Genomic DNA, 25,413 nt, shown 5'->3' on the forward strand with positions numbered 1-25,413 from the left:
ATAAGGAAGTCGGTGTCGATGGTCTCCACGATGTCGCTCTCGGCGATTTCCGGCTCGACGCCGAGCCAGTCGGCTGCGTTGTTGGCGGGGGCGCTGTCGCCGGTCTCGCTCAGGGGCGCCTCGCCCGGAGTCTTCGGCGCGCAGCCGGCAAGGCCCAAGGCTCCGGCTGCTGCGGCGGCGGCTCCCAGGCCGAGGAAGCTGCGACGGTCGATGGAAGTTGCGTTCTCCTTCATGGTCCCTCCTAAAGATGTTTATTTCGCTGCCGTGCGGCAGGTTTGCGAAACCCATTCAACGAGTTGTCCCATTCGTGCGCCATGCCCTGAGCAGGGTTATTCGCAAGATCACCTCTCGTGGGTGATGCCTGTTATCTGGGCTTTTGGGACCTTCGGTCCGAAGAGGTTGCTATACTTTCCAAAAGAGATGCGGCAAGGAGGGCGGCATGGCGGCAAAGGATGGGCTATCTGGCTTGAGCGCATCGCTGGCGCGAGTCGAAGGCGCGCTCAAGTTGCGCTATATGGGCGTGGGCTTTATGTGGGCATGGCTCTACGGGGCCTACTATACCCCTGCCATTCTGCCTAATTCCGCGGGTCTTGCTATAAACTCCGACGCTTCGTGGTTTGCGTCAGCGGTGACGGTCGTTGTGGTGTTCTTCCTTTTTGGTTTCATGCTGCGCCGCAGCTTTCGCCCTCGGCCACGGTGGGTAGTGACGGCGGCTGTGATGCTGGCGGTGGGCACGGCGCTCACAGCCGTAGGCGCGTGGCGGGGCGGCGCGGTTTCGGTGGTTGGAGGTTTTGCGACAGGCGTGGGCTATGGCCTGCTCAGCATTTTCTGGGCCCAAGCGCTTGTCGGGGTTGATATCGATGATTTGGAAGTGTCCATCCCCTTAGCGGCTCTCGTTGTGATCCCCTGTATCGTGGTCTTTCCGTTCCTCGAGGGGCCCGTGGGCGTGATAACTGCTTCGTCTCTTCCCTTGGTGTCGGGCATTTTGCTTCTGCTGTGTTTGCGCGATTGTGCCGAAGACTCCACCGCAGTTGTCCCGCGCAGCGGTGCGTTGGCGCCTCTGGCAGGGGATAAAGAGGGTGGGAAGGGTACGCCTCGGACAGCATTTCGCTACCTTGTGCGCGTCTCGGTCCTCCTTTGCCTGGTGTATTTGGCGGTGGGCTGGGAGTCTGCGCTGGCCGATGTGGGTGAGGCTCCTGGAGCGGGGCTTAATATGGATCTGGCAGCGCTGCTCTCGAATGCTGCCAGTCTGGTACTGGTTATCGTTTTCGTATTCTTCTCGAAGCGTGTGAGCTTTTCCGGTCTTCTACGGTGGATTATGCCGATCGCCGTAGTCTCGCTCGTTCTTTTCGTACAAAGAGGAAGCGGCAGCTTCTGCGCGGCCCTTCTCGTTTGCGTCTGCGATGCGCTGGCGCAAATCCTCGTCTTTCTTTTTGTCGTGTCGCTGGCCAAGAAGGGGAGGGTGTCGGCTGCGCTGGGTATTGGCGTGGCTAACGGCTCTTTGCAGCTGGGGGTGCTGCTGGGGAATCTCCTCGGCGTTGTGGCAGGAGGCTCGGCTCCCGTCGCCACGGCGCTTACGTGCCTTTTGACCATGGCCATAGTCGTCATTCCCCAGCGCGACCCTTCGGAGCTGAGTGGCGCAGCTAGTGTCGGTGCGGTGCTGCAGGGGGCGGTATGTTGCGAGGTGCTGCGGGAGCGCTACGGCCTCTCGGAGCGCGAGGCCGAAATCGTGGAGCTTCTCGCCGAGGGACGCACGCGCCCCTACATTCGCGAGAAGCTCTTCATCTCGAATAATACCGTGGCCACCCACATCAAGCACATCTACCGTAAGCTCGACGTGCATTCCAAAGAAGAGCTCATCGATTTGGTAAAGAGCGAGCGGGCTGGCGTTTAAGAGGGCTGTCGCTCGCGCTGACAGTACGCGACTTAGGCTAACCCCAGTTCGCGTTCGCCTTCCTCGAGGGAAAAGGCGTTGCCACCCTTCATATCCTGATAGGCCTTGACGGCGCGCTCGCGTAGTTCCATTTCGAATTTGCGCCGTTTCTGACCTAGCACCTGGTCGCCGCCCTCCTCGGCGCGGTGGATGTGCCAGTTGTTTCTGCAGTCCGGCTCGAAGGTGACGTTATCAACGAACTGCACGCCGCCCGCGTCGGTCAGCGGGTTCAGGTACGACTGGCCGGTGAAGTACTGCGTGTAGGCGCCGGCTACGATGAGCGGTTCCGTGCCCAGCTGACTCATCATGACGACATAGATGACGATGGAGACGGGGGCGCCGCGTCGGCCAGGGCCGGAATGGCGTCAACGGGCGTAATGCCTACGAGGAAGCACTGGAAGGCCCCGTTCACGGCGAAGATGATGAAGGGCGCAAGCTTCAGCGCGCGGGGAATATTAATCGAGGGATAGCGGATCTCTCCGCTCATGCCGCAGCAGGTCTCGAACCCGGCGAAACACCACCAGATCATGGCCACGGCCGCGATGAACCCGAAAGCGTCCATGGATCCGAGGAATTTCGGCGCCGTGACGAATACGGGCAGGTTCACGTTGGGTCCCATGCCCTCGAGACTTTCGAACGGTGCGTTCATGGCGGTTCCTGGTGCTCGGGATCGACAATGCGTCGATACCTATATTGCTCTACTGTAATAAAGTAAAGGGAGAAGATCAGGGAAAGAGAAGAAAAAGTCGTCGCGGATGAGTGCGTGGCTGCTGGTGCCCGCGATGATGCGGGGCGTGATACGCCGTTGGCTAATTGGAGTTCGGCAGAGCGGTTAGGCGTTGCCGCGGCCTGTATGCCGTTGCGTCCAGATTTCGATGATTTTTGCAGCGGCAAAGCCGGCGGCCAGGCCGATCAGGCAGCCGGCCAGCACGTCGGTGGGGTAGTGAACGTAGCAGTACAGGCGCGAGAGCCCCATAAGAATGGCCACAATCAGGGCAACAATGGCCAGAGCCTGCGGCGCACGGGGGTCGCGCATGAACAGGAGGGCACCAGCGCAGGCGAAGGCCGCCGTGGTGTGCCCCGAGGGAAACGACGAGCCGTGAGGTCGGGGGATGAGCATGATGACCTCGGGATTCACGTCGCAGGGCCGAGGGCGCATGAGCAGGGGCTTGATGGTGAGGTTGGTGACCAAGGCGCCCAGGGCGATGGCCACGAGCACGGCCACCCCCAGCTTGCGGGTGCGCGGGATGCAGCACAGCACCAAACCGGTGAAGATGAACAGGGCACCGGCATTCCCCAAGCTGGTGAAGGTCGCCACCAGCGTGTCGAGCCACCCCGCGTGGATGGTCTGGATGGCATCGAGAATGGCAAGTTCGTTCACAAGATTCCAGGGCGGCGAGATAGCCCGGTCGCGCCCCACTCCTTCCGTCTCCCACCCTACAGGAAAGCTCCGATCGGGGCAACTCTCGGGAAGGGTAGACTTCCGGCAACGCTCGTTGCGAAAGCTAGGGCTTCCAGGTGAAGGGCGCGTCTTCGCCGGCTCCTACCTCGAAGTGGTATTTCGCGATGCCCAGGTCCACTTTGGTGTAGGGACCCATCTTGGTTTTGGCGATAACCTCCCAGGTGCCGTCGGGTTGCTGACGGCCCAGGCGGAAGGTGAACTTCTGCTGGTTCAGGGCCGTGGGCGCCAACAAGGCGGCATCGACGCCGTGGCGGAACCAGTCGGGGGCGGTGTCGTAATCGGGGCTTACTTGCTGGGGCTTTTTTGACGCGTGCGGTGTGCCAGGGGTCGTGCCGTAGCCCAAGGCCACCACGCAGCGCAGCGATTCGCCGAAGTCCACGTTGTAGGCGCCCTGCACCTGCTTGTAGGTTTGGCCGACCCAGCAGCTGTTGATGCCCAGTTGTTGGGCGCGCAGGACAATTTGCTCGCCGTAATAGCCCGAGGAGTTGTCCAGTTCCTTGCCGTCCGGCCCGATAACGGCCAGGTAGTTGTTGGCGTTGGCGAAGCCTACCTTGCGAGCCAGGAAGCTGGTGAAGGCGAGCGGTTCATTGAGTACCAGCTTGAAGTCCATCCAGCTTTCTTCGTTGATGATGTCGATGAAGGCTTGCAGATGTTCAACGGCGTCGTCGGCGAGGGGACGGTCTTCGAAGGTACGCACCGCATGGCGCTGCTCCATGGCTTCTTGCAGGGGGATCATGGGAACTCCTGTCTCTTGGTCTGCCCTTATTGTAGGGGGACGTCTGCGGGAGCCCCTTGTGAAATCTGAGTGTTTGACGTATCGAAAGAAAATGACGTCACGTCGGAGGGAGGCTTGCGGGCGGCTGCGCTGAAAGCGGCTTTGAGCGCGAAGACGACTGCCTGGGAAGAGGTGACGGTGCGGGGATGGCGAGAAGCGGTAGGTCACACTCGGGTTTCGCATCGATAAACGAAGAGGCCGCTCTGATGGGAGAGCGGCCTCTTCGTATGCGATTCAAGGAGATTAGCTAGCAGCCAAGGGTCTCGTCCATGTCGTAGGGCATGCGCTTGACCAGTTCGCAGTACTCCTGAATTTGCTGACGGGTCTCGTGGTCGAACAGTGCGATGTGCTCATGCAGCTCCTGGGAGAACTGCTTCACCGGCCAACGGCGCTCTTCCTTGTCGCGACCGTCGTCGCCTTCGATGCCGCGGGCCCATGCCTCGGCAGCTTCTTCGGCGTGGCGCAGCTTCTCGGGGATGTCCACCGATTGGTCGGCGTTGATGGCCTTGATGATCTTGTCCTGCTTGGCGATGATCTTCTCAAGCAATTCCTTGTTCTGCATGGGAATGCCTCCTTCGAGTGTCTGATGGGTGGCGGGGCGGGGTCGACGCGCCTGGTGCGGCGTGTCGGCAATTCAAGCCCACGACCCCATGGTAAGACTCGATTTCTCCTTGGCCGATTTCGTAGGAAGACGGTCATGGAAAGAGGGGGAAGCCGTTGCCAATTTGGCGTGTTAGTCTCCGAGCTCGGCGTCCCAGTCGAAATCCGAGGGAGGGCCGACGGGCAGATCGCCGTCCGGCTCGGCTTCGGGACGCCCGCTCCAAAGATGCTGGTCAAGCAGGACGCGCCCTTCTTCGTCAAAGGCGATGCCCTCGGTGGCAAGCATCTTGCGCTGCTCGTCGGGGCCGCCGAACGCGAAGCCCGTGGCCATGCGGCCGTCCTTGAACACCACGCGATGACAGGGGATGCAGCCCGGACCGGTGCCGGGCTCGGGGTTCGCATGAAGGGCGTAGCCCACGTACCGAGCGGCGCGAGGGGCGCCGATGAGTCGCGCCACCTGCCCATAGGTGGTCACTTTGCCTCGCGGCACCTGGCGCACGACGTTAAACACGCGGTTGGCAAAATCGCCCATGGAAGCTCCTGACCCTCGGTTTCCGATACACTGAGGGTAACCATAGCAGAAGCGCGCAAAGGGAACGAGGCGGGTGCCGTGAAAAATAAAGAACCTAAGGAGACTGTGGTGTCGGGTGCCAGCGGTGGCGTTTCGCTGTCGCTGGGGTCGTCGGGCGAGGTTTCAGAGACGGCGGCGCCTGTGGCGAACGGCGCCAACGCCGATGGCGCTGGCGCTACCTCGCGCGTGGTGCACACCATAGAGCCGGTATTCGACGAGCGCTCGCGCGTGCTGGTGCTGGGAACGATGCCCTCTCCGAAGTCCCGCGAAATTGGCTTCTACTACGGGCATCCGCAAAACCGCTTCTGGCGCGTATTGGCGGCGTTGTTCAACGAGCCGGTCCCGACGACGAACGAGGAGCGCACGGCGCTGCTGTTGGCTCACCGTATTGCGCTCTGGGACGTGCTGGCTTCATGCACCATTAAGGGAGCCTCCGACGCTTCCATTGCCGACGCGGTGCCCAACGACCTGAGACGCATCACCGAAGCGGCGCCCATCCAGCGCGTATTCTGCACAGGAGCAACGGCGGCGCGGCTCTATCGGAAGCATTGCGAGGCGGCCACCGGCATTCCCGCTACGCAGCTTCCCTCCACCAGCCCCGCCAATGCCGCCTGGTCCCTCGACCGCCTCGTCGAAGCCTACCGGCCCCTAGCGGAGGCAGTGGGGGAGTCCGCGGCCGGTGCGTGAGTGGGGGCCCAAGGCGGGTGGCTGAGCGGGGGCCGAAGCGCGTATGTGAGCGAGGGCAACTCGATTCATGGTAAAGAGAAGAGCCGATAGCAAGTGGCAAATCCGCACGGGAAAGCAAAAGGTGTATAGTTTTCTTAATGAATGCAATCTGATTGCCGCATACGCCAAGGGAGGGAGGCGCGGTGTCTGGTATTCGTGTGTTGGTGGCTGATGGCCCGTCCGGGGGCGCGGTGGCGTGCTCAAAGCGAGGGCTGAACGTTGGTGACTTGGCAAAGCTTGCCCCTTATCTGGGTTTGGGGCTTTATCATGCATGGCTTTCCCTGTCGTTTTACACAACAGCCCTTTTTACGGGGCTCGAAGGAGCAACGGAGATCGTCAATGGCGTGTGGACGCTTGGCGCGCTCGGGTTCGCGCTGGCCATGGCGGTCTTTTTGATGCCATGGAGTCGCGGACTTTGTTCGTGGGTAGGTGGTCATAAGCTTGTTGCCATGAGCACGGCAGCGAGTGTGACGACAGCAGGCACGCTTCTTACCATTGTGGCTGGCCTGATGCTTGGCTCGCCGGGCTTAATTGATGAGGCAGTTGGACTCGCCTCGGCGGGAACGGCGATCGCCGGTTTTTCTTCCGGGTGCTTGGTCGTGTTCTGGGGTGGTGCTTATGTGGCTCTGAGGCCTGAGGCCCTGGTGTGTCTGACATTTGGATCTCGCGTTGTGGCGGCTTGTGTTTATCTTGCCGTGGGGGTTCTTCCCGACGGGGTTCGTCCTGCTGCTGTCGCGGTGCTTCCCTTGCTTTCGGGGCTGCTTCTTGTGTTCAGCGTTCGAAACGGGTCGCAGCATACGTTTTTCGCGACGCCTGCGGAAGGGCTTTCAGGGAGAAAACCTGTCCCTCAGTTTTCGTGGCGCTTGGCGATACCGCTTGCCTCCCTCTTTCTCTACGCTTTGGGAGGCGAGATGCTGCGCGGTCTTTGCTTGTCCCATGAGAGTTTATCGGTAGACGTCATGGGGGCGGGCTATACGGTGTCCATCGGGGCAACCGCCGCTGTTCTGTTCGTGTGCGCGCTGGCGTATGGACGCAAAAGTGCTGAGCCTGGTGCCATTACTCGCTTTATCCGACCGGCAACTTTCTTTATGGCACTTGCGTTCATCGCTTTTGCTTGTCTGAATGTGCCTGCATGGGTTTCTTACGGGGTATTCGGCATCGGCTTCTTCTGCATGAACACCTTTGCATGGCTGCTGTCTATCGACGTCGCTCGAAGATTTCGTCTCGCCCCGCTGCCCGTGGTGGCCTTGGGGCAAATTCCCGCCTCTTTCGCCCCTTGCCTTCTGCCGGTTCTTCAGCCGGTGGTTGCGACGCTGTCTCATTCTCAAGTTCAAAGCTTGAATATGGTTGCGATGCTGTTCTCTTGTCTTGTGTTCGCCATTGCGCTGTTCATGCTCAGCCCAAAGGATGTTGCGACGGTGTGGGGTGTTTTTCCTGAAGTGCGTTCGGGTGGGTTAGCGGTTCCGTCTTCTGCCGACATCATGGAAGCGGAAGTTTCTGATGAGAGAGATGCGTCACCGTCGTTGCGCGCTGGAGAGGCGCCGAAAGCCGGACAAGACAACATATTGGCACCGCGGGAGGGAGGAGGCTTGTCCGAGGGATCGGCTTCGTACTCAGAGCGTTTTGCAAGCCTTGCTGCGGAGTACGGTCTAACCAAGCGCGAGACGGAGGTGGCGGAGCTTTTGGCGCGAGGCCGTAATCTTCCCTACGTGGAAGAGGTGCTCGTGATATCCCACGGCACTGCTCAGACCCATGCTCGTCACATCTACCAAAAAATGGCGGTACATACGCGACAAGAGTTCATAGACTTGGTCGATCACCTCATTGATCAGGGTAAACAGTAATATCATTGAAAAAGGTCGATGCCCATTTGGGCGATTTGGGTCATGATTTTCCTGTTCGCGGTGCCTGAGGGAGGCACCATTTTCTAGGAGGGAAATCATGACTGAGTTAAGCAGACGCTCGTTCCTTACCGCTGCCGCTGTCGGTGCTGGTGTGCTCGGGGCCAGTGCCTTGACGGCCTGTTCGCCGCAGGCAGAAGAAGGAGCCGAAACGCTTTCGGCAACTGGCGATAGCAAGTACATGGCGCTTCGCGATGACATGGCCGAGCGCTATGACATCAGCGCTACGGCCGCAGTGCGCGAGCCCATCGCCGAGGATCAGATTGCCGAGACGATCGATGCGGATATCGTGATCGTCGGTGCGGGTATTTCGGGAGCCATCGCTGCCGCCACCTGCATTGAAGAGGGCAAGTCTATTATCGTGTTCCAGAAAGACGAGAAGGCCGTTTCCCATGGATGGGGTATTGCGGCTTGCAACTCTCAGGCCCAGAAAGACGCGGGCTACGAGAAGGACTGGATGGAAGTGGTGAACCAGTGGAACCGAGCTGGCGAGAATCGCTCCCGCATCTCCGTGGTGATCAAGAACTGGATTCCCTATTCGGGAGAGACTATTGACTGGCTGTATGGTCTGGTGAACGATGTCGAAGGCGTTGGTCCTATGATCGCTCCGCCCAATATCGGCGCGACGTACGATACCGATTACACCAATACCTATGCCACCGCCCATGGCTGGATGGGCGAGATGGAAGCCGTAGCCCAGTGGCTGATTGATTACGCCATTGAATCGGGCAAGGCTCAGGTGCTCTACTCGACCCCTGCCGTCCAGCTTAAAACAAATGCAGAGGGAACGGTAACCGGCGTCATTGCCCAGAAGGAAGACGGAAGCTATGTGCTTGGCAATGGCGCTTCCGTGATTTTGGCGGCTGGCGATTATGGACACAACGATGGCCTGCGAGCCGAGTTCATGCCCCATATCGAAGGACTGCCCTCTGCTTATTCTCGCACGAGCAATACTGGCGACGGCATTCTTATGGGCCATTGGGTTGGGGGCGCCATTCAGCCCTCACCTCACTGCGGCAACATTCACTACGATCCTCCGGTGGCGGTGCCCGACGTACCTGGCTCTGGCCAGCCGTGGCTCTCGGTCAACCAGAACGGAAAGCGCTTCTGCAACGAGGATGTAGTGTACGGGCAGATCTATGCCCAGGATATGAATCAGCCGGGTCTTATGCACTGGCAGATTTTCGACGGAGATTTTAAAGAGCAGTGCGGCACGCTGGGCTCGGGTATGATGCGCACTGAGCCGTTCCCCGGCTACGGCGACGCTATTGAAGAGGCGGCAAATAACGGTGACTGCAAGCGCGCTGACTCCATTGAGGAGCTTGCTGCTTTGATGGAGGTTCCGGCTGACGAGTTCAAAGCAACGGTGGATCGTTATAACGAGCTGTTTGAAAAGGGTGTTGATGAGGATTTCGGCAAGCTGGCCAAGTACCTTACCCCCATCAAGACGCCGCCGTTCTACGCCGTTGCTCGCCAGGCCGGTGTGCTGTGCACGCTTAATGGCCTGCTGACCGATGACGACTTCCGTGTTGTTGATGAAAACGACCAGGTTATTGAGGGTCTTTATGCAGTGGGCAACACGCAGGGCGGCTGGTTCGGCGGCTTGGAGCATCAGATGATGGTGCCTGGCATGAGTTTGGGGCGCGCTGCCGTATCGGGCCGTGTTGCCGCCAAGCGCGCCTGCGGAGCCAACTACTAGACAGCTGTGGTTTCACCAAAATCTTGCGGGCGTATTGGACAACTGCGAAGCTTGCAAATTGCGGATTCAAGCTAAGCTCTTTAGCGATGGAACTGGTTTGACGCCCTCCCTTAGACGAGCCGCCTTCGGGCGGCTCGTCTCGCAGGACGGACAAGGATGGCGGCGATGGGCAGTTCCAGTTGATGCGCGCATCCATGCCACGTAGTTGGGAGATGTGGCTGTGGTATGTAGTTGTGGCACGTAGCTGCGATGCGTGGCAGGGAAGTGTAACGGTGGCACGTGGCTGGGACGTGCAGTTCTGACGCGTGGCTTTGAGGTGATGTTGTGTCACGTAGTCGTGGCGCGTGTCTGGGACACTTGACTGTGACGTGCGGTTGTGTCGCGTGGTTGTGTTGCGTGGCTGTGATGAGCGTCCGTGACAGTCATCCCTTTTATGGTGTCCTTTCCAGGGAATGGGTGCTGGTCAAAACGCGGCCGAAGTTGAAGGTTTGGTTCGAAATCGGGCTTTTAAGGTCGAAATTGCGCCCAAGTTGAACCTTTTGTTGGAGTTTGGGCTGAATTTTGACCATACTGCAAGCGTGTTTGTCGACAGCTGTATTTGAAACACGGTGGCATTGCGACGTAATGCCAGTTCAGAGCTTTAAAGCGGGAAATGCTTCAAATTGCTTGTGCCGGGGCGCTCGCGCAAAAGCCCCGCCTCGAGGCGGTTGTGACCTTAAAAGCCCGATTTCGAACAATTTCCCCGCCACGAAGCATTTTTGACCCTGCTTCGCCACCACCACAGTCGCCGTTGCCCCAGTACGCTGCGATTCGTCTGCGCGGGTGCTGGCGAGGCCCGGCGCCTCTGCGCTTCATCCCTCGTGGCGCCACTTGCCGCATGCTCGCTGTTTGCCCCGCAGCCATCCTGTGTCGCCACTTTCCACCGTAGCCATCCTCGCTCCCGTTGCGCCACTTGGAGGTTGAAGCTGCTTGATCGTGGCATGCTGCTTGCCGATGGACTCGGTATCAGCTTGCCCTCAAGGTGCGCCATCCGACGCCCGCGCTATTGCTGATCTTAATGCTGATATCTACAATAAGGGAACCGCCGTGGGCGGCGGTGAAGATCCGTTTGGTAAGGAGTGGGAATGAAGAAGAATTTTAAGGCCAAGGCGCTTGCGGTGTTCGCATGCGCGTTCGCATTGTGCATCGCCTTGGTGGGCTGCGCGGGTGGCAGTGGCGCCGCGGGCGACGATGCCGCGAAGAACTTCCAGGGCGATTGGGTGCTCTCGGGCGGTTCGTCTGGCGGTCAGGAGATCGACCAGGCCAGCATCGACAGCATGCAGCAGCTGGGCATGAACGTGTACATTCAGCTGCAGGAGGACGGCACCGCGGTTATCAACTTGTTCGGCAGTGAGATGACGGGCACTTGGAAGGCGAAGGACGCCACCACGGCCGACTTCACTCTCGAGGGCGATACCGAGGAAATCAAGATCGAGAATGACGAGTTGGTCATTGCGGTGGACGGCGATTCTCTCCGCTTCAAGAAGGGTGAGATCCCCGCAGCCGAGACGAGCACCACGCCTGACGAGATGGAGTCTTCTACCCCCGAGGCGTAGTCGGCGCAAAACTAACGCTGGCTCTTCTCGGGAGTCAGGAACCTGCCATCAAGAGCCCCGCAGCGCCTGCGGGGCTCTTACTTTGCGTGGACCCGAGAGAGTTAAGGGCGGTACGACTTACGCAAAGTGAAGGGCGGTACGGCTTGAACGAAGCGAGAGGCGGCGGCTTGAGAGGCGCCCAGCGCCCTTCGCTCTTATAAGCCCAGGGCAAAACGCCCCTTGGAGGGATGGTTCATGACTTGGCGGGGCGGCTCATGATTTAGCCGCGGTAGAGCGGCATTCCCCCGGAAGGTGTCAGAAGGTTCTCCCAATAAAAAAGCCCCGGCAGCTCGGAGGAGGGCTGCCGGGGCTGGGGTTTTCGATGGGCCGCATGACGATGATGCGGCCCATCGGCATGAGAGAGACGACGGCTTAAGCGGCTGCGTCTAGGCAACGGGCGGGGTGCCCTCCCAGTTGCCGGCGATGGCGTCGATCATAACGCGCGCGCCCTTCGGCAGCACGCCGGTGCCCACCAGGCGGCGAGCCGGGGTGCCCTCGGGGAAGAAGCGCAGGTAGACCTCGTTCATGGCGTCAGCGTCGGCCAGGTCGGCCAAGTAGACGTTCACCTTCACGATGTCGGCCAGGCTGTGGTCCACCGACTCGATGATAGCCTTGATGGCGGACAGGCACTGCTCGGTCTGGCCGGCCACGTCGGCGGACAGATCAGAGGCGATCTGCCCGGAGATGTTGTTGTAGTGGCTGAAGGCCACGGTCTGAGTGGACAGCGGGCAGCGGGGCGCCGCGTCGGTGTTGTTGGCCTCGATGATTAGGCCGTGACGATCTTCGATGGCCTGCGGCGGGGTGCCGTCGCCATGGGACACCACGGCTTCGATGGCCACGTCGCAGTGCAGCGGCAGATCAGCCACGGGCACCACGGTGCGCGCCGGCAGATAGTTCACCGCGCGGGCGATGCCGGAGTCAGGGAAGAACGTCTTGTAGGCCTCGTTCACGGCATCCATGTCGGCCAGATCGCGCACGAGCACGGTGACCTTCACGATGTCATCGAAGGGCACGTCGATGCTAGAAAGGATGGCCTTCACGTTCTTCAGGCACTGAGCCGTCTGGGCGGCCACGTCGCCCAGGATGGGGCGACCGCTCTTCGGATCCAGCGGCAGCTGCAGCGAGATGTTGTTGTAGTGGCTGAATGCCACGGACTGGGTGGACGTTTCGTCGTAGGGAGCCTCGTGGGTGTTGTTGGTCAGCTTCAGCAGATCGCCGGCCTGCGGCACCGACTGGGTGCCCTCGCCGTTGTCCACCAGAGCCTCGACCATGACCAGGGCATCCTGGGGCAGGTCGTTCACAGCCATGACCGTGCGGGCGGGCTGGTAGGTGGGGAAGAAGGCGGCCTGCACCTTGTCGACGGCGTTCACGTCCATGATGTCGCGCACGAAAATGGTGAGGCGAATGACGTCGTTCAGGTCGTGGTCGATGCTGTTCACGATGGCTTCAATGTTCTTGAAGCACTGCTCGGCCTGCTCGGCAACGCCGCCGGCTACGATGGTGCCGGTTGCAGGATCGAGGGGCAGCTGGGCGGACAGATTGTTGTAGTGCGAGAAAGCCACCGTCTGCGAATACAGCTTGCTGACGGGTGCGTTCTCGGTGTTCCGGGCAACTACCACATTGGGATCGCTCATGATTACCTCCCTTAGGTAAAACTAGGTTAGCGATTTGTGCACTTGCATTAAACTTTACTAAATCGGTAAAGTCAATGACACCTTTAAAAATACCTATGGAACGTGGCAGCTATTTGCACAATATCCGTCACTTTGCCAACGATAAGGGCTGATAGTGTCATGTTGTTGTGCTAATGAACAAAACGATAACAAACCTGTGAAGGTAGTGTGTCGGACCACCGCCAGCTTGGTGCAGCGGGCTCCCCGATTGTTGCTAGAGCGGAAGGGCGTACACCTGACCCGCGCCGCACAGCTTGCCGAAGAGGTACTTGTTGGAGGCCGATTCATCGGTGGTGTACACCTTGCCCTCATGGGACTCGATGCCCTCCTGCATAGGCGGCCCGGCAATGTCGATCGCTAAGTTGCGAGAATCAAGGCAGAACAGCGGTACCTCCTCGCCCGAGCCAATAGTGAACGTGCCGTCGGGGTCGCCCAGGTCAACCTGGTAGGCCAGAAGATGCGACGGAGCAATGCCGTAGGAGGTGGACAACACTAGCTTACCATCAGAGGATAGGCAGGTTCCCTGCACCATGCCGGGGATGGAGAACACATTGTCGGGCGTGGCAAGGAAGCGACCGGGAGTTTGCGGGTCTTGGGGGAAAGCGTACATGATGGCAGGATTCTCGGTACCGTCGGGGGTGATGATGTGGTGGTTGGCCGGCGTCTCGTAATCGCCGGGGTAGTAGAAGTTGCCGGCAAGAAGCTGGTCGTCCTCGATGTTCATGAACGCGGGGGTGAAGTCCAGGTTCACCATTTCGGTAGCCTGAAGACTCTGGCCGTCTTCGGCGAATACCAGCGTGTCCATGGGAATGGTCAAGTAGCCGCCCTCGCAGGCCAGGTAGGCGAATTCCTCGTTCGTGGTGATGGCCGAGCCGTGATCGGTGTACGGGGAGCCGTCAGGCAGGGTAACATACAGGGTTTGAACGGTGCCGTCGGCTGTGCGCCGGTACAGGGGCGAGGGCGAGCCGTCGGTCATGTACCCGCTGAAAAGCCACGAGTCATCTGCTTCGACATGGTCAAGGTCTTGAGGGACGAAACCAGAGTTCAGACCTGGAATTTCAAACTGCGCTTCCGCCTGTTCGAAGTAGGATGCGAAGGCAATGCGCATATAAAGGTTCAGAGCCAGCACTGCTACGACGGCAATGCCAACTATCGACGCCAGGATAATGCCGGCTATTTTGAGGGCGCGATGGCTATGAGCGGCCATGATGAGTCTCTTTTCAATCGCTCAGACGCGGGCCCGGGGGCGACGCTGGGCTCCCGGTGGCAAAAAATGCGTCTTCTGACTACTGTTTGACGGCTCCCATCATAAAAGAAAGCCGAAACCGGGTCGGTTTGGCCACTAAACGTTAGGAATATCGTTATTTGGGGTCAAGTTTTCCGCCTCCGAAGGCTGCCAGGCTGCCCAAGCTAGTCAGAAGTCGGATTTTTTGCCACGTGCAGTTCGGTTTCGAGGCTGAGGGGCTGTGCGCTGGCGTCTAGCCGATTGTTTGCTGGAAGGAGGGGCGTGAAGTCCCATGGAACGCCGTCGTCCCAAGGCATGCCTGGCAACATCTGCTTACCGGTTGCTGCCAGCTTGGTTGAGCGATGACGAGGCGTCGATCGCTGGTGTATACTCTTTAGTCGCATTTTTCAGTGAGTCGGGGGCCGCCTGCCGGCCCATCTCGATCCAAAGGAGCACCTGTGATTAAGGAAGTCATTACCGACGAGGAGATTCTTTCGACGCCGTGCGAGCCGGCAACGGCCGAGGACGCCGAGGTGGCGGCCGATCTGGCCGACACGCTGCTGGCCGACGATGAGGCGGTGTGCCTGGCCGCCAACCAGATTGGCGTCACGAAGGCCATCATCGCCTATCTGAACGAGGCGGGGAAGCCCGTGATCATGTTCAATCCGAAGGTGACGCAGAAGCTCAAGCCCTATACCGCGGTCGAGGCGTGCCTGTCGCGCGAGGAGCCGTCGGCGGTGACCCGCTACGAGTGGATTCGCGTCGCCTATGATCAGCTGGTCGATGGCAAGCTGGTGCCGCGCAAGAAGAAGCTGGAGGGCAACTCCGCCCAGGCCGTGCAGCATATGATCGATCACTGCGAGGGCATCCTTGTCTAGCGCGGCGGAACAGAACGGGACAGCGGTTGACGTTGCCGAGCAGGTTCAGGAGCTGGCTGGGGATCCGGTGTTCGCCGCCGAGCAAGCGCACCTGACGGAAACCTACGGCAAGCTGGAGAAAATCGGCCGTGATGCGTTGGCTGCCATGGAGGCCGTGGCGGCTCAGGCGGCGGAGGATAAGAAGAACATGGCCGACGAGCTGGCTGTGAACTTCGCCACCTGGGACGACATCCTGGAAACCCATGCCGACATCGTGGCTATGAACAACATCATCGAGGCCCACGACATGGCGAACTCGGTGCAGGCCGAACGTCTGCGCGCCGTGGAAGTATTGCTGCGCGAGCCGTATTTCGCGAAGATTGTGCTGCAGTTCAAGCCCGGTCAGCCGCCCAAGGAGTTGTACATTGGCTCGGCGGGCATCTCGGATGAGAACTATCGGCGCCTCATCGTTGACTGGCGCAGTCCCGTGGCCGAGGTGTACTACAACCAGACTATGGGTCCCACCTCCTATGTTGCCGATGGGCGCACCATCAACGTGGATTTGCAGCTGCGCCGCCAGTTTGAAATCAAAGAAGACACGCTGATTACCTACTTCGACAGCGATGTGGCCATCGAGGACAAGCTGCTGCTGGCCTCGCTTGCCCGCGGTCGCAGTGCCCACATGCAGGCCATCACGGCCACCATCCAGCGCGAGCAGAACGCCGTGGTGCGTCACGCGGACGTGCCGGTGCTCCAGGTGGCGGGCATTGCGGGGTCGGGCAAAACGTCGGTGCTTATGCAGCGCATCGCCTACCTGTTCTACCAGCACCGGGGCGCTCTTGACCCGACACAGGTGTTCCTTATTTCGCCGAATCCGGTGTTCGGCCGCTACATCGATCGTGTGCTGCCCGACTTGGGCGAGCGCAATCCCGAGATCCTTACCTGGGAAGAGTTCCTGGCACCGTTGCTGCCGGCGGGTCGCGGTGTGGGCGAGGGCGACGTGTCCTATGCGCGCCTGCGCGCCATCGACGACGCCGTGGCTTCCTTCGAGTTCGATCGCCGCGATTTCCGCGACATCGTCAGTGCCGGCGTGCGCCTCATCGGCGCCGACGCCGTGGAGAAAGTGTCCAATAAGTTCGCCAACTTGCCGGCCGGTCCCCATCGAGTCACGCTCATGGCCGAGGAGCTGGCTGCGCGCATGGAGTCGCGCCTGAAGGGCCTGGCCGCTGCGGAAAGCACCCACGACGAGATTGCCTCGCTGTCGGTAGACGAACAGCTGCGGTTGTTCGGCGAGGTATTCGACCCCCAGTCCGACGAAGAGGCGCGCACTTTGGCGCTCACCTATCTGCGCGAGAAGCACGCCGACGGTTTGCAGGCCCTGGAGGCCATGGCGTGGCTCGACGTCGATCGCGTGGCCCAACGCCTTATGGGCCGCGAGGGTCTTACCTCGGTGGAATGGGTGTACCTGAAGATGGTGCTGACGGGCTTGGGAAATCCCCAGGCGAAGTACGTGATGATCGACGAGGCCCAGGACTATTCCGAGGGCCAGCTGGCCGTCATGGCGCGCTATTTCCGCCGTGCGCACTTCCTGCTCTTGGGCGATCCGAACCAGGCCATTTTCGAGGGAACGGCCAGTTGGGACGAGATGCGGGCGGTGTTCGAGGAGGAGCGCGGCCGCGTAGAGCAGTGCCGCCTTATGACCAGTTATCGCTCAACGCCGGCCATCACCGACTTGTTCGCGCGCCTGTTGCCCGCCGGCGAGGCTATGGAGGTGGCATCGGTGCAGCGTGAGGCTCCGGCGCCGGAAATTCTCGTCTGCGAGAACGCGGAGCAGTGGCGTGACGAGCTGGAGCGCGTGGTGCGCGCGGCCCAGGAGGCCGGCTCCCTGACGGCGGTCATTGTGCCCTGGAAATCTGACGCGAAGCGGTTGGCGAAGACGCTGGACGGCGTGTCGGTGCTCGGCGAGGGCGACAGCCTGCCCGCCGAGGGCACGGTGGTCATTCCGCTGAAGCTGGCGAAGGGGTTGGAGTTCGATCGCGTCATCATCCCCGACGCCAGCGAACGTGTCTTCCCCGACACCGACCTCGCCCGTCGACGGCTGTACACCACCATCTCCCGTGCCACCCGTCATGTGACCATGCTCAGCAACGGGGTGCTTACTGGGTTGCTCCGGTAGTGACTCGCCGCCGGTCGGGGCTACCGGGTATGCCGATTCGCTCAAACAGTCCTCGCTTTGTGAAACAGCCCACTGGGCTGTTTCAGCCGCTGTGGAACTCGCTCGGCCGGTACACCCGGTATCCCCTCTGTGCCGTCGCTCAGTTGCGACAAAGTAAAGGTTAGGAAGTTAGATGAAGAAGAAGCAATCGTTGACGGCTCGCAGCTTGCACTACTATTGGTTGGCCACCCGTCGCCATCTGGGGTTGTTCGTGGCGCTGGTGGCCTCTACCATTGGCTTTTGCGGCTTCCTCACCTACGGCAACCCGTACGTGATGAGCCTGATCGTCGATCGCGTGAGCGCCGATCCCGTGGCGGCGGAAGATGTGTTCACGGTGTTCGGCCCCTACATTGCGGCGTTGATCGGCATTAACTTGGCTGGTCAGACGTGCAGCAAGCTGCAGGACTATACGTTGTGGAAGCTGCAGATTGCGGTGAACTACGACTTGGCCACCACGGCCTTCGACACGCTGTGCAACCAGTCGCTGTCGTTCCACTCTAACCGCTTCGGCGGTACCCTGGTCAGCCAGACGGCGAAGTTCATGTCCGGCTACACCTTGCTTCTGCAAACCATGAACTTCCCGTTCCTGCCCATCCTCTGCTCCATTACCTTCACATGCCTCATTTTGTTCCCCGCCGTGCCGGTGTACGCGGGTGTGCTCATGGCGTTGCTGGCGGTGTACGCCACTATTTCCTACATCATGTACAAGCGCATTCTGCATCTGAACGAGCAGGCGGCGGGCGCCCAAAATGCGCTGTCGGGCGAGCTGTCTGACGCTGTCACCAACATTTTGGCAGTGAAGACCTACGGGCGCGAGGACTACGAGCGGAAGCTGTTCGACGTGGCCAATCGCGAAGTGGTGGCGAAGGATTCGAAGCGCATGTGGGCCTCGCTCACGCGCGGCATCATCACGGCGGCTATCACGGTGGTCATCATGTCGGTGGTTACCGTGTTCATTTCCGGCGGCAACGCCTGGTTCGGCATTACGCCGGGCACGGTCATCCTCATGTTCACCTATACGAATACCGTGACCAACCAGTTCAATTTCATCAACAACGGCCTGCAGCGCATCAACCAGGCCCTGGGCGACGCTTCGGGGCTTACGGCGGTGCTGGACGAGCCGCTGCTGGTGGCCGACAAGCCGGGGGCGCAGCCCCTGGTGGTGGAGTTGGGCGACATCAACTTTAAGGATATCAACTTCTGGTACACCGACGGCGACGTGCGCACCCAGGTGTTCAATGATTTCAACCTGAAAATTCCCGCTGGTCAGCGCGTCGGTTTGGTGGGCATGTCCGGCGCGGGCAAGACTACGCTCACGAAGCTGCTGCTGCGCTTGGCCGACATCCAGGAAGGCGAGATCTTAGTGGACGGCCAGAACGTGGCTGATATCACCCAGCAAAGCCTTCGCCGCCAAATTGCCTATGTGCCGCAGGAGGCGCTGCTGTTCCACCGCTCCATTGCCGAGAACATTGCCTACGGGCGTCCCGATGCCACGATGGAAGAAATCCGTGAGGCAGCCCGAGCGGCCAATGCGCTGGAGTTCATCGAGGCGCTGCCCCAGGGCTTCGACACCATTACGGGCGAGCGCGGCATCAAGCTGTCAGGTGGCCAGCGCCAGCGCATTGCCATCGCCCGCGCCATGCTGGCCGACTGCCCCATCCTGGTGCTGGACGAGGCTACCAGTGCGCTGGACTCGGAAAGCGAGGCGGCCGTGCAAGAGGCTCTGGCGCGCTTGATGGAGGGCCGCACGGCCATTGTGGTAGCCCATCGCTTGTCCACGGTGGCCAGCCTCGATCGCATCGTGGTGCTCGACCACGGCCAGATTGTGGAAGACGGGCCCCATGCCCAGCTGGTGGAGGAGGGCGGCGAATACGCTCACCTGTGGAACCGCCAAACCGGCGCCTATATGGAGGAGTAGAAGCCCCGTCGGCCGCTTGCCGCCGCGGGGCAAAGAGAAGCCCGCGCCGGGGAGGGAGACGGCGCGGGCTCGGTGGGATTGGCGTGCTGGTGGGGCGCTAAACCCTTACCGCCACATCGGCAGGGCCGTTTTCGGTGGCGTTGATGAGCACGGTGGCGCTGGGACTGGCTACGTCGCCGGTGCAGAGGGCGTAGAGGCCGGGGCTGCTGATGGTGACTTCGCCGAACTCGCTGGCGGGAATAGTGCGCTGGCGCTCGGGGATGACGGTGCCGTCTTCGGCGATGGAGGCGGTGCATAGCGACACCTCGTCGGCAGAGCTGTCGATGGCGAAGGTAAGCCCGGTTTCCGTGGCCTTCGAAAGATCGGGGGAGTCGACGGCGGCGTGATCATCGCCATGGCAGGAGCTGCAGGCCTGCCCCGACTTGATCATGGGATGGGTGGAAGCGCAGCCGGCAAGACCGATAACGGCGCCGGCAAGAAGGGCGGCTAGAGCCACGCGACCGACGTTTGAGAAGACGGAGCGGGATGAGATGCGGGACATGGTATCTCCTTGTCAAGGCAGTGTTTTGCGAACGCTTGGCAGTCTAGCACGGCTTTTCTTCGGATCATCATCCTGCTAGCCTGATTTGTGTCCAAGTTGGTTTTCGATGGCGCATGGTGTCGATTTGTCCCCGAAAAGGAAACTATAGAAGGTACCTGTTGAAAATGGATGCTTGAATTGCTAGGCTAGGGGGCGTGAAAAAATGCGTCTCTTGGCGCAGGGGGCACGAGAAAGAAGCAAGCTTATGGTAAAGCGCGAAAACCTACTGATTATCGCGGGAGTTTTCTGGCTTATCGCTGGCGTCAACGTGGCGGCCATTGGCGTGCAGACGCTTCTGGGCGTGGCTCGGGATCACTGGCTCTTGATGTTCGGATTTATGGCCGTTGTGTTCGTCGGCTTTGCCTTTATGTTTCGCCGTGTGGCCCGCAAACATGCAACGCGCATTCTGGCTCATCCCGCCGACCGCGTCAGCGTACTACATACCTTCGATGCAAAGGGGTATCTGATCATCGCCATTATGATGGGCGGCGGCATTGCGCTGCGGGCGTTCAACCTGGTACCGGCTACCTTTATTGGCAGTTTTTACCCGGGACTTGGCACGGCTCTTGCTCTCACTGGCATTGGGCTGCTGGTCAGCCGATTCTGCGGCTGCGTGCCCGGAGGCCGCGCGCACCGTAGCAGCTGCTAGGCCTCGCTCCCGCTTTCGACCCCAAGACGGTGCGCGTTGATGTAGTCGCGCATCTTCGACCAGGGGTGGCGAGAGAGTGAGGACTCGGCGAAGGGGCAGCCGCTGGTGTCGCTGTCGCTTTCGCTTTCGGAGGTTTCCTGCGTTGCTTGCTCAATGGAAGAGAGCAGCGTGATGAGCTGCCGTTTTTCCTGATCGGTAAGGCCTGCGTAGTAGTTGCTCATCTCGCTGAGGAAGGGCATCTGGTCAACGGCGCGGCCGGCATCGGTCAACCGGGTAATGGTAACGCGACCGTCGCTTTCCGATTTGCAGCGCTCGATGAGCCCCTTTCCCTCCAGCTTGACCAGAAGTTCGTTGAGCGATGCTGTCCGAATGTCCATGAGCTCGGCCATTTCGCGGGTGGAAAGTCCGTCGCGCTGTTTGAGCAGGGCAATCACCTGCCCCTGGCCGCGAAGCGGACTGAGGTGCGGGTCGGTCTGGTTAAGCGCCTGGCGCATAAAGCGGCGCGCCATGGCGTGGTAGAGGGAAAACAGCTGCAGCGTGAGCGCAAGGTCGATGTCGTCTTCGCGCAGCAGCGCGTCCAGCTGCGCCTCAAGGAAGGCGGGAGAGGGCATGTCGCTGCCCGTTGGATGGTGGTGCATGGGTCCCCTCTCAACAATGCCGGGCGCAGTTGATCAGCGCCGGCGTTCTCCTGCTTCGTTTACGGAAAATATCACGTTTTCGATAATTATAATAGGTACCTGTTGTAAAATGGCGAAAATTTCGCCCCGTAAACGCGAACGGCATGCGACTCTCTTGGCCAAGAAAGGTCGGAGTCGAGCAGATCCACACCCAGGGGCCGCAGCAAGCCAGAGAGCAGGAGACTATGCTTAGTCGATTTAGCGTGAAGTACCCCTATGTGGTCGTGGTGGCCGTTATCATCTGCCTTATTTTGGGCGGCGTGTCTCTGTCGAAAATGAAGACCGACCTGCTGCCCGAGATGGACATTCCTTATTTGGCGGTCATTGTGACCGATCCGGGCGCGTCGGCCGAGAAGGTGGAAACCGAGGTCACCGAGCCGCTGGAGAGCGCGCTGGCCACGGTGAACGGCGTGACGGGCGTCATGAGCCAGAGCGCCAACAACTACGCTATGGTGTTTCTGGAGTTCGAGGATGGCACCAACATGGACTCGGCCATGGTGAAGGTGTCCTCGGCGGTCAACCAGGTGCAGGCTACGCTGCCCGAAACAGCGGGCGCGCCCAGCCTCATGGAAATTTCTATGGACATGATGGCCACCATGTATGTGGCGGCGTCCTACGAGGGCAAGGACATTTACGAGCTGTCCGATTTCGCCGGAGATACACTGGCGCCGCGCCTCGAGCGCATCAACGGGGTGGCCGACGTGTCCGTTACGGGCCAGGTGCAGAAAACCGTCGAGGTGCGCCTGTCCGATTCGAAGATCGAGGACGTGAACAACCGCATCCTGGCCAATGTGAACAGCGAGCTGGCCGATGCCAAGAAAGAGATCGACGACGGCGAGGCCGATCTGGCCGATGCCGAGGACAAGCTGAAGAAACAGCAAAAGAAGCTTGAGAAGCAGGAGAAGGAAACGACCGACCAGCTGGGCCAGGCTATTTCGGGGCTCACGTTGGCGGTATCTACCTCCATGAGCAAGGTGTCCGCGCTTTCTGCCCAGCTTCAGGCCATTCAGGCCCAGGCCGAGGGGCTTGAGGGGCAGGCTGCCACACTGCAGGAGCAGGCCACGGCCTTGCAGACGCAACTGGCTGCCACCCAAGACCCTGCCGAGGCGGCCGCCTTGGGCGAACAGCTCGCCGCTGTCGGTGAGCAGCTGAAGGCCCTGGGTACCCAGGGTGAAGAGCTTAAGAACCAGGCCGGCCCCCTTCAAAAGGAGTTGAAGACCGCTACCGACGAGCTGACCACCTACCAGAACCAGTTGGCTGCCGCCGAGGCGGGCGGCCTGACCGCAGCCTCTCAGTTCGGCAGCGGCTCGGCTCAGGTGGCTAGCGCGCTGACGAGCCTGGAGTCCAGCAAGGCCCAGCTGAAGGACGCGCGCAAGCAGTACAAGGAGGCCCGCAAGCAGGCCATCGAGCAGGCCAACATCGATCAGCTGGTGGACAAGGCCACCCTGGCCCAGCTGGTGCAGGCCCAGGACTTCTCCATGCCGGCCGGGTACTTGGGCAACACCGACGAAGACAACCAATGGCTGCTTCACGTGGGCGATCACATTGCCTCGGTGGACGAGCTGGAAAATTTGCTGCTGGTCTCTATCGACGACGTGGGCGATGTGCGCCTGGCCGATGTGGCTGATATCACGGTTGTGGACAACGCGGGCGATGCCTATATGGTTCTCAACGGCGGCGACGGCATGCTCCTCTCGGTGTTCAAGTCATCTACGGCTTCCACGAACGAGGTGTCCGAGGCCTGCGTCAAGGCCATCGCCGATCTCCAGGAGGAGTTTCCCGGCCTGAGCTTGCGTGTTGTAAGCGACCAGGGCTCTTACATCAACCTGTTCATCTCTTCCATCGTGCGCTCGCTGCTGCTCGGTGCGCTGCTGGCGGTGGTGGTGCTGGCGCTGTTCCTGCGCGACTGGAAGCCCACGGTGCTTATTGCCGTATCCATTCCGTTCTCGGTGCTGCTGGCCCTGCTGGTCATGTACTTCTCCGGGGTGTCCGTGAACATCATGTCCCTCGGCGGCATTTCGCTGGCCATTGGCATGCTGGTGGACAACTCCGTTATCGTGCTCGAGAACATTTACCGTCTGCGCGGTCGCGGCATTCCGGCGGCGCGCGCGGCGGTGCAGGGCGCCAAGCAAATTTCCGGCGCGGTGGTGGCCTCGACGCTCACTACCGTGTGCGTGTTCGCGCCCATCGCCTTCACCACGGGCATTGTGAACCAGATGATGATGCCTTTCGCCTTGTCGCTCACCTATGTGCTGGCGGCCTCGCTGGTAGTGGCCTTGACGCTGGTGCCGGCGCTGTCGCGCTTCGTGTTCCGCCGCTACAAGCCCCAGAAGCATGGCCTGTTCGACAAGGTCAAGGCGGTGTACGGGCGCAGCCTCGGCTTTGCGCTGCGCCACAAGGTGCTGCCGCTTTTCGTGGCGGTGGCCTTGGTGGTGGTATCGGTAGTGGGCGTGGTGAACATGGGCATCACCATGGTGCCCACCATGATGGGCAAGACCATGGACATTACGGTCACGCTGCCCGAGGAGACCGAGAAGGACGAAGCCTTCGCCGTAGCCGACCAGGTCATGGAGGCGGCCATGTCCATCGAGGGCGTGGAGACGGTGGCCGCCATCGACGGCACCTCCACCATCTCCATGGTATCCTCGGCAGCCGCCGATACCGGCGCCGAATTGTACGACCTGTTCGGCTTCTACCTGCAGCTGGACGACACGGTAACCACGGACGGTCAGGTGCAGGCCATTGCCGACGAGCTGGCCGAGAAAACTGCCGACCTGCCCTGCGAGGTACTCACCGACGCCTCGTCCATGTCCTCTATGGAGTCGATGATGGGCAGCGGCCTCTCCATTACGCTGACCGGCGACGATCGCGAGAGCCTGGAGAAGATGAGCCAGGACGTGATGGCGATTGTGGCCGAGGTGCCGGGCTACACCGAGATTGAGAACGGCATGGAAGACGCCGATCGCGAGTTGCGCCTGGTCATCAACGAGGACAAGCTCACGCGCTATGGCTGGACCGTGGCTCAGCTCTACGAAAACCTGGCGAAGCGCTTGTCCCACGAGGCCGATGCCAGCCGCATCGATGTGGACGGTACCACGGCCCAGGTAACCATCGTTGATGAGACGAACACGATCACTCGCGAGAACATCCTGGACACGGTGGTGGAAATTCCTCAGGCCGATGGGGACGTGAAGAAGGTGAAGATCGGCAAGTTCGCCAAGCTGGAGGAAAGCGAGGCGGCGGCCACCCTCATGCACCAGGACTCCCAGCAGGTGATGACTGTCACAGCCGAGGTAGAGGATGGCTACAACAATGCGCTTCTAGCCCGCGACCTGCAGACGAAGCTCGACGCCTACGAGCCACCCAAGGGCTGCTCCATCAGCTTCGGTGGCGAGTTGGAGAACATCAACACCATGCTTGAGCAGATGATGCTGCTTTTGGTGGTGGGCTTCGTGCTCATCTATCTGGTGATGGTGGCGCAGTTCCAGAGCTTGCTATCGCCCTTCATTATCATGATGACGGTGCCTCTGGCCTTCACTGGCGGCTTTGCAGCGCTGTGGTTTGCCGGCGAGCCCCTGTCCATGATGTCGCTCATGGGCTTCGCCATTCTTATGGGTACCGTAGTGAACAACGGCATTGTGCTGGTGGATTACGTGAATCAGCTGCGTCGCGGCGGCTTGGAAAAGCGAGACGCCCTAGTGGCGGCGGGCCAGACCCGTATGCGCCCCATCCTCATGACGGCGCTGACCACCATCCTGGCCATGATTCCGCTGGTAGTGTCCACCGAGATCGGTGCCTCCATGGAGCGCGGCATGGCGCTGGTAGTAGTGGGCGGTCTGGCCTACGCCACCTTCATGACGCTCTACATCGTGCCCATTCTGTACGACCTGCTCTACCGCAAGGTTCCTGCCGACGTTGATCTGGGAGACGAGAACATCGACGACGATCCCGGCGACGCCCAGGCCTTCCTCGAGGAACTCCGCGGCAAGCATGCGGCCCTGCCAGGCGATGCCGCGGGCGTGTAACCTGGTTGTCCGCGCGGGAGGGCGGCGGGCTCGTCGTCTGGCCACCCGCTCCGCTACTTCGCCTTCGGCTCAGGCGCTGCGCTCCCTCATGTTTTTATGGAGCGGCCTTCGGCCGCGGAAAAGACAGCGTTCAGAGAGGCCTGCCGACGAGCCCACCGCCCTCCCGCGCTACTCGTTGGGCTGCGCAAGGTTGTGGGTGCAGAGAAAGGTTCCAGAAGCGGCCCCTTTGGTACCCTTTTGAGGGACGAAAAGGGGCCGTTTGGTTCCCTGTTCCAGCAAAAGGCCAGGTGGGA

At 60.7% G+C, this 25,413-nt stretch carries 21 protein-coding genes; 10 read left to right on the plus strand and 11 right to left on the minus strand.

Features of this window, described 5'->3' with window-relative positions; translation table 11 throughout:
- A partial coding sequence (locus QZ307_RS06085; protein WP_295997285.1) for a twin-arginine translocation signal domain-containing protein occupies nt 1–233 on the minus strand: 233 nt, incomplete at its 3' end.
- Between the two features lie 206 nt (nt 234–439).
- Between QZ307_RS06085 and QZ307_RS06090 the strand changes: the two genes are divergently transcribed.
- Entirely contained in the window at nt 440–1,894 is a 1,455-nt protein-coding gene (locus QZ307_RS06090; RefSeq protein ID WP_295997288.1) for a LuxR family transcriptional regulator, read from the plus strand.
- A gap of 32 nt (nt 1,895–1,926) precedes the next feature.
- Here QZ307_RS06090 and QZ307_RS06095 read toward each other — a convergent pair whose 3' ends face one another.
- From QZ307_RS06095 to QZ307_RS06120, 6 genes are all read right to left on the minus strand, one after another.
- Complete coding sequence (locus QZ307_RS06095; RefSeq protein ID WP_295997293.1) at nt 1,927–2,241, minus strand: hypothetical protein; 315 nt, start codon at nt 2,239–2,241, stop codon at nt 1,927–1,929.
- Complete coding sequence (locus QZ307_RS06100) at nt 2,238–2,582, minus strand: amino acid permease (RefSeq protein ID WP_295997296.1); 345 nt, start codon at nt 2,580–2,582, stop codon at nt 2,238–2,240. Before QZ307_RS06100 ends, QZ307_RS06095 begins: the two co-directional genes overlap by 4 nt.
- Nucleotides 2,583–2,765: 183 nt before the next feature.
- Nucleotides 2,766–3,314, minus strand: a complete 549-nt coding sequence (locus tag QZ307_RS06105) for a phosphatase PAP2 family protein (protein WP_295997299.1) — start codon at nt 3,312–3,314, stop codon at nt 2,766–2,768.
- Between the two features lie 124 nt (nt 3,315–3,438).
- Complete coding sequence (locus QZ307_RS06110) at nt 3,439–4,131, minus strand: nitroreductase family protein (RefSeq protein WP_295997302.1); 693 nt, start codon at nt 4,129–4,131, stop codon at nt 3,439–3,441.
- A 286-nt stretch (nt 4,132–4,417) separates the two neighbouring features.
- Nucleotides 4,418–4,732 carry a hypothetical protein gene (locus tag QZ307_RS06115; protein ID WP_275206405.1) on the minus strand — a complete coding sequence of 105 codons (315 nt, stop codon included), beginning with the start codon at nt 4,730–4,732 and terminating at the stop codon, nt 4,418–4,420.
- Nucleotides 4,733–4,903: 171 nt separating this feature from the next.
- A complete protein-coding gene (locus QZ307_RS06120; protein ID WP_295997308.1) occupies nt 4,904–5,302 on the minus strand; it encodes an MGMT family protein in 399 nt (132 codons plus the stop codon).
- A gap of 78 nt (nt 5,303–5,380) precedes the next feature.
- Between QZ307_RS06120 and QZ307_RS06125 the strand changes: the two genes are divergently transcribed.
- The 4 genes from QZ307_RS06125 to QZ307_RS06140 all read left to right on the plus strand — a co-directional run bounded on the left by QZ307_RS06125 (nt 5,381) and on the right by QZ307_RS06140 (nt 11,262).
- Nucleotides 5,381–6,028 (plus strand): DNA-deoxyinosine glycosylase, encoded by a 648-nt coding sequence (locus QZ307_RS06125; RefSeq protein WP_295997311.1) that lies wholly within the window; start codon nt 5,381–5,383, stop codon nt 6,026–6,028.
- A gap of 182 nt (nt 6,029–6,210) precedes the next feature.
- On the plus strand, nt 6,211–7,911 hold the full coding sequence (locus QZ307_RS06130) for a LuxR C-terminal-related transcriptional regulator (protein WP_295997314.1): 1,701 nt from the start codon (nt 6,211–6,213) through the stop codon (nt 7,909–7,911).
- A 97-nt stretch (nt 7,912–8,008) separates the two neighbouring features.
- On the plus strand, nt 8,009–9,667 hold the full coding sequence (locus QZ307_RS06135; protein ID WP_295997317.1) for an FAD-dependent oxidoreductase: 1,659 nt from the start codon (nt 8,009–8,011) through the stop codon (nt 9,665–9,667).
- Nucleotides 9,668–10,791: 1,124 nt separating this feature from the next.
- A complete protein-coding gene (locus QZ307_RS06140) occupies nt 10,792–11,262 on the plus strand; it encodes a hypothetical protein (RefSeq protein ID WP_295997319.1) in 471 nt (156 codons plus the stop codon).
- 425 nt (nt 11,263–11,687) lie between these two features.
- On the opposite strand, the gene QZ307_RS06145 is transcribed toward QZ307_RS06140, so the two are convergent.
- Nucleotides 11,688–12,935, minus strand: a complete 1,248-nt coding sequence (locus tag QZ307_RS06145; RefSeq protein ID WP_295997322.1) for a RidA family protein — start codon at nt 12,933–12,935, stop codon at nt 11,688–11,690.
- Between the two features lie 253 nt (nt 12,936–13,188).
- Nucleotides 13,189–14,181 carry a hypothetical protein gene (locus QZ307_RS06150; protein ID WP_295997324.1) on the minus strand — a complete coding sequence of 331 codons (993 nt, stop codon included), beginning with the start codon at nt 14,179–14,181 and terminating at the stop codon, nt 13,189–13,191.
- A 476-nt stretch (nt 14,182–14,657) separates the two neighbouring features.
- Here QZ307_RS06150 and QZ307_RS06155 point away from each other — a divergent pair, with 476 nt between their 5' ends.
- From QZ307_RS06155 to QZ307_RS06165, 3 genes are all read left to right on the plus strand, one after another.
- Entirely contained in the window at nt 14,658–15,077 is a 420-nt protein-coding gene (locus QZ307_RS06155; protein ID WP_295997327.1) for a peptide deformylase, read from the plus strand.
- The gene (locus QZ307_RS06160; RefSeq protein ID WP_295997330.1) at nt 15,070–17,232 is read left to right on the plus strand and encodes a UvrD-helicase domain-containing protein; all 2,163 of its coding nucleotides are present in this window, start codon (nt 15,070–15,072) and stop codon (nt 17,230–17,232) included. Before QZ307_RS06155 ends, QZ307_RS06160 begins: the two co-directional genes overlap by 8 nt.
- A 172-nt stretch (nt 17,233–17,404) precedes the next feature.
- Nucleotides 17,405–19,189 carry an ABC transporter ATP-binding protein gene (locus QZ307_RS06165; protein ID WP_295997334.1) on the plus strand — a complete coding sequence of 595 codons (1,785 nt, stop codon included), beginning with the start codon at nt 17,405–17,407 and terminating at the stop codon, nt 19,187–19,189.
- 97 nt (nt 19,190–19,286) lie between these two features.
- Here the strand turns inward: QZ307_RS06165 and QZ307_RS06170 are convergent, their stop codons facing one another.
- Complete coding sequence (locus QZ307_RS06170; RefSeq protein ID WP_295997336.1) at nt 19,287–19,730, minus strand: hypothetical protein; 444 nt, start codon at nt 19,728–19,730, stop codon at nt 19,287–19,289.
- A gap of 244 nt (nt 19,731–19,974) precedes the next feature.
- Between QZ307_RS06170 and QZ307_RS06175 the strand changes: the two genes are divergently transcribed.
- A complete protein-coding gene (locus tag QZ307_RS06175; RefSeq protein WP_295997340.1) occupies nt 19,975–20,418 on the plus strand; it encodes a hypothetical protein in 444 nt (147 codons plus the stop codon).
- Here QZ307_RS06175 and QZ307_RS06180 read toward each other — a convergent pair.
- Entirely contained in the window at nt 20,415–21,056 is a 642-nt protein-coding gene (locus QZ307_RS06180) for a MarR family transcriptional regulator (protein WP_295997342.1), read from the minus strand. The two genes, QZ307_RS06175 and QZ307_RS06180, sit on opposite strands and share 4 nt — an antisense overlap.
- A 224-nt stretch (nt 21,057–21,280) precedes the next feature.
- Here QZ307_RS06180 and QZ307_RS06185 point away from each other — a divergent pair, with 224 nt between their 5' ends.
- Nucleotides 21,281–25,120, plus strand: coding sequence for an efflux RND transporter permease subunit (locus QZ307_RS06185; RefSeq protein ID WP_295997345.1), 3,840 nt, complete (start codon nt 21,281–21,283; stop codon nt 25,118–25,120).
- Nucleotides 25,121–25,413 lie beyond the last annotated feature (293 nt).

Origin of the sequence: uncultured Adlercreutzia sp. (genome assembly GCA_910585575.1) — a bacterium.
Classification (GTDB): domain Bacteria; phylum Actinomycetota; class Coriobacteriia; order Coriobacteriales; family Eggerthellaceae; genus Adlercreutzia.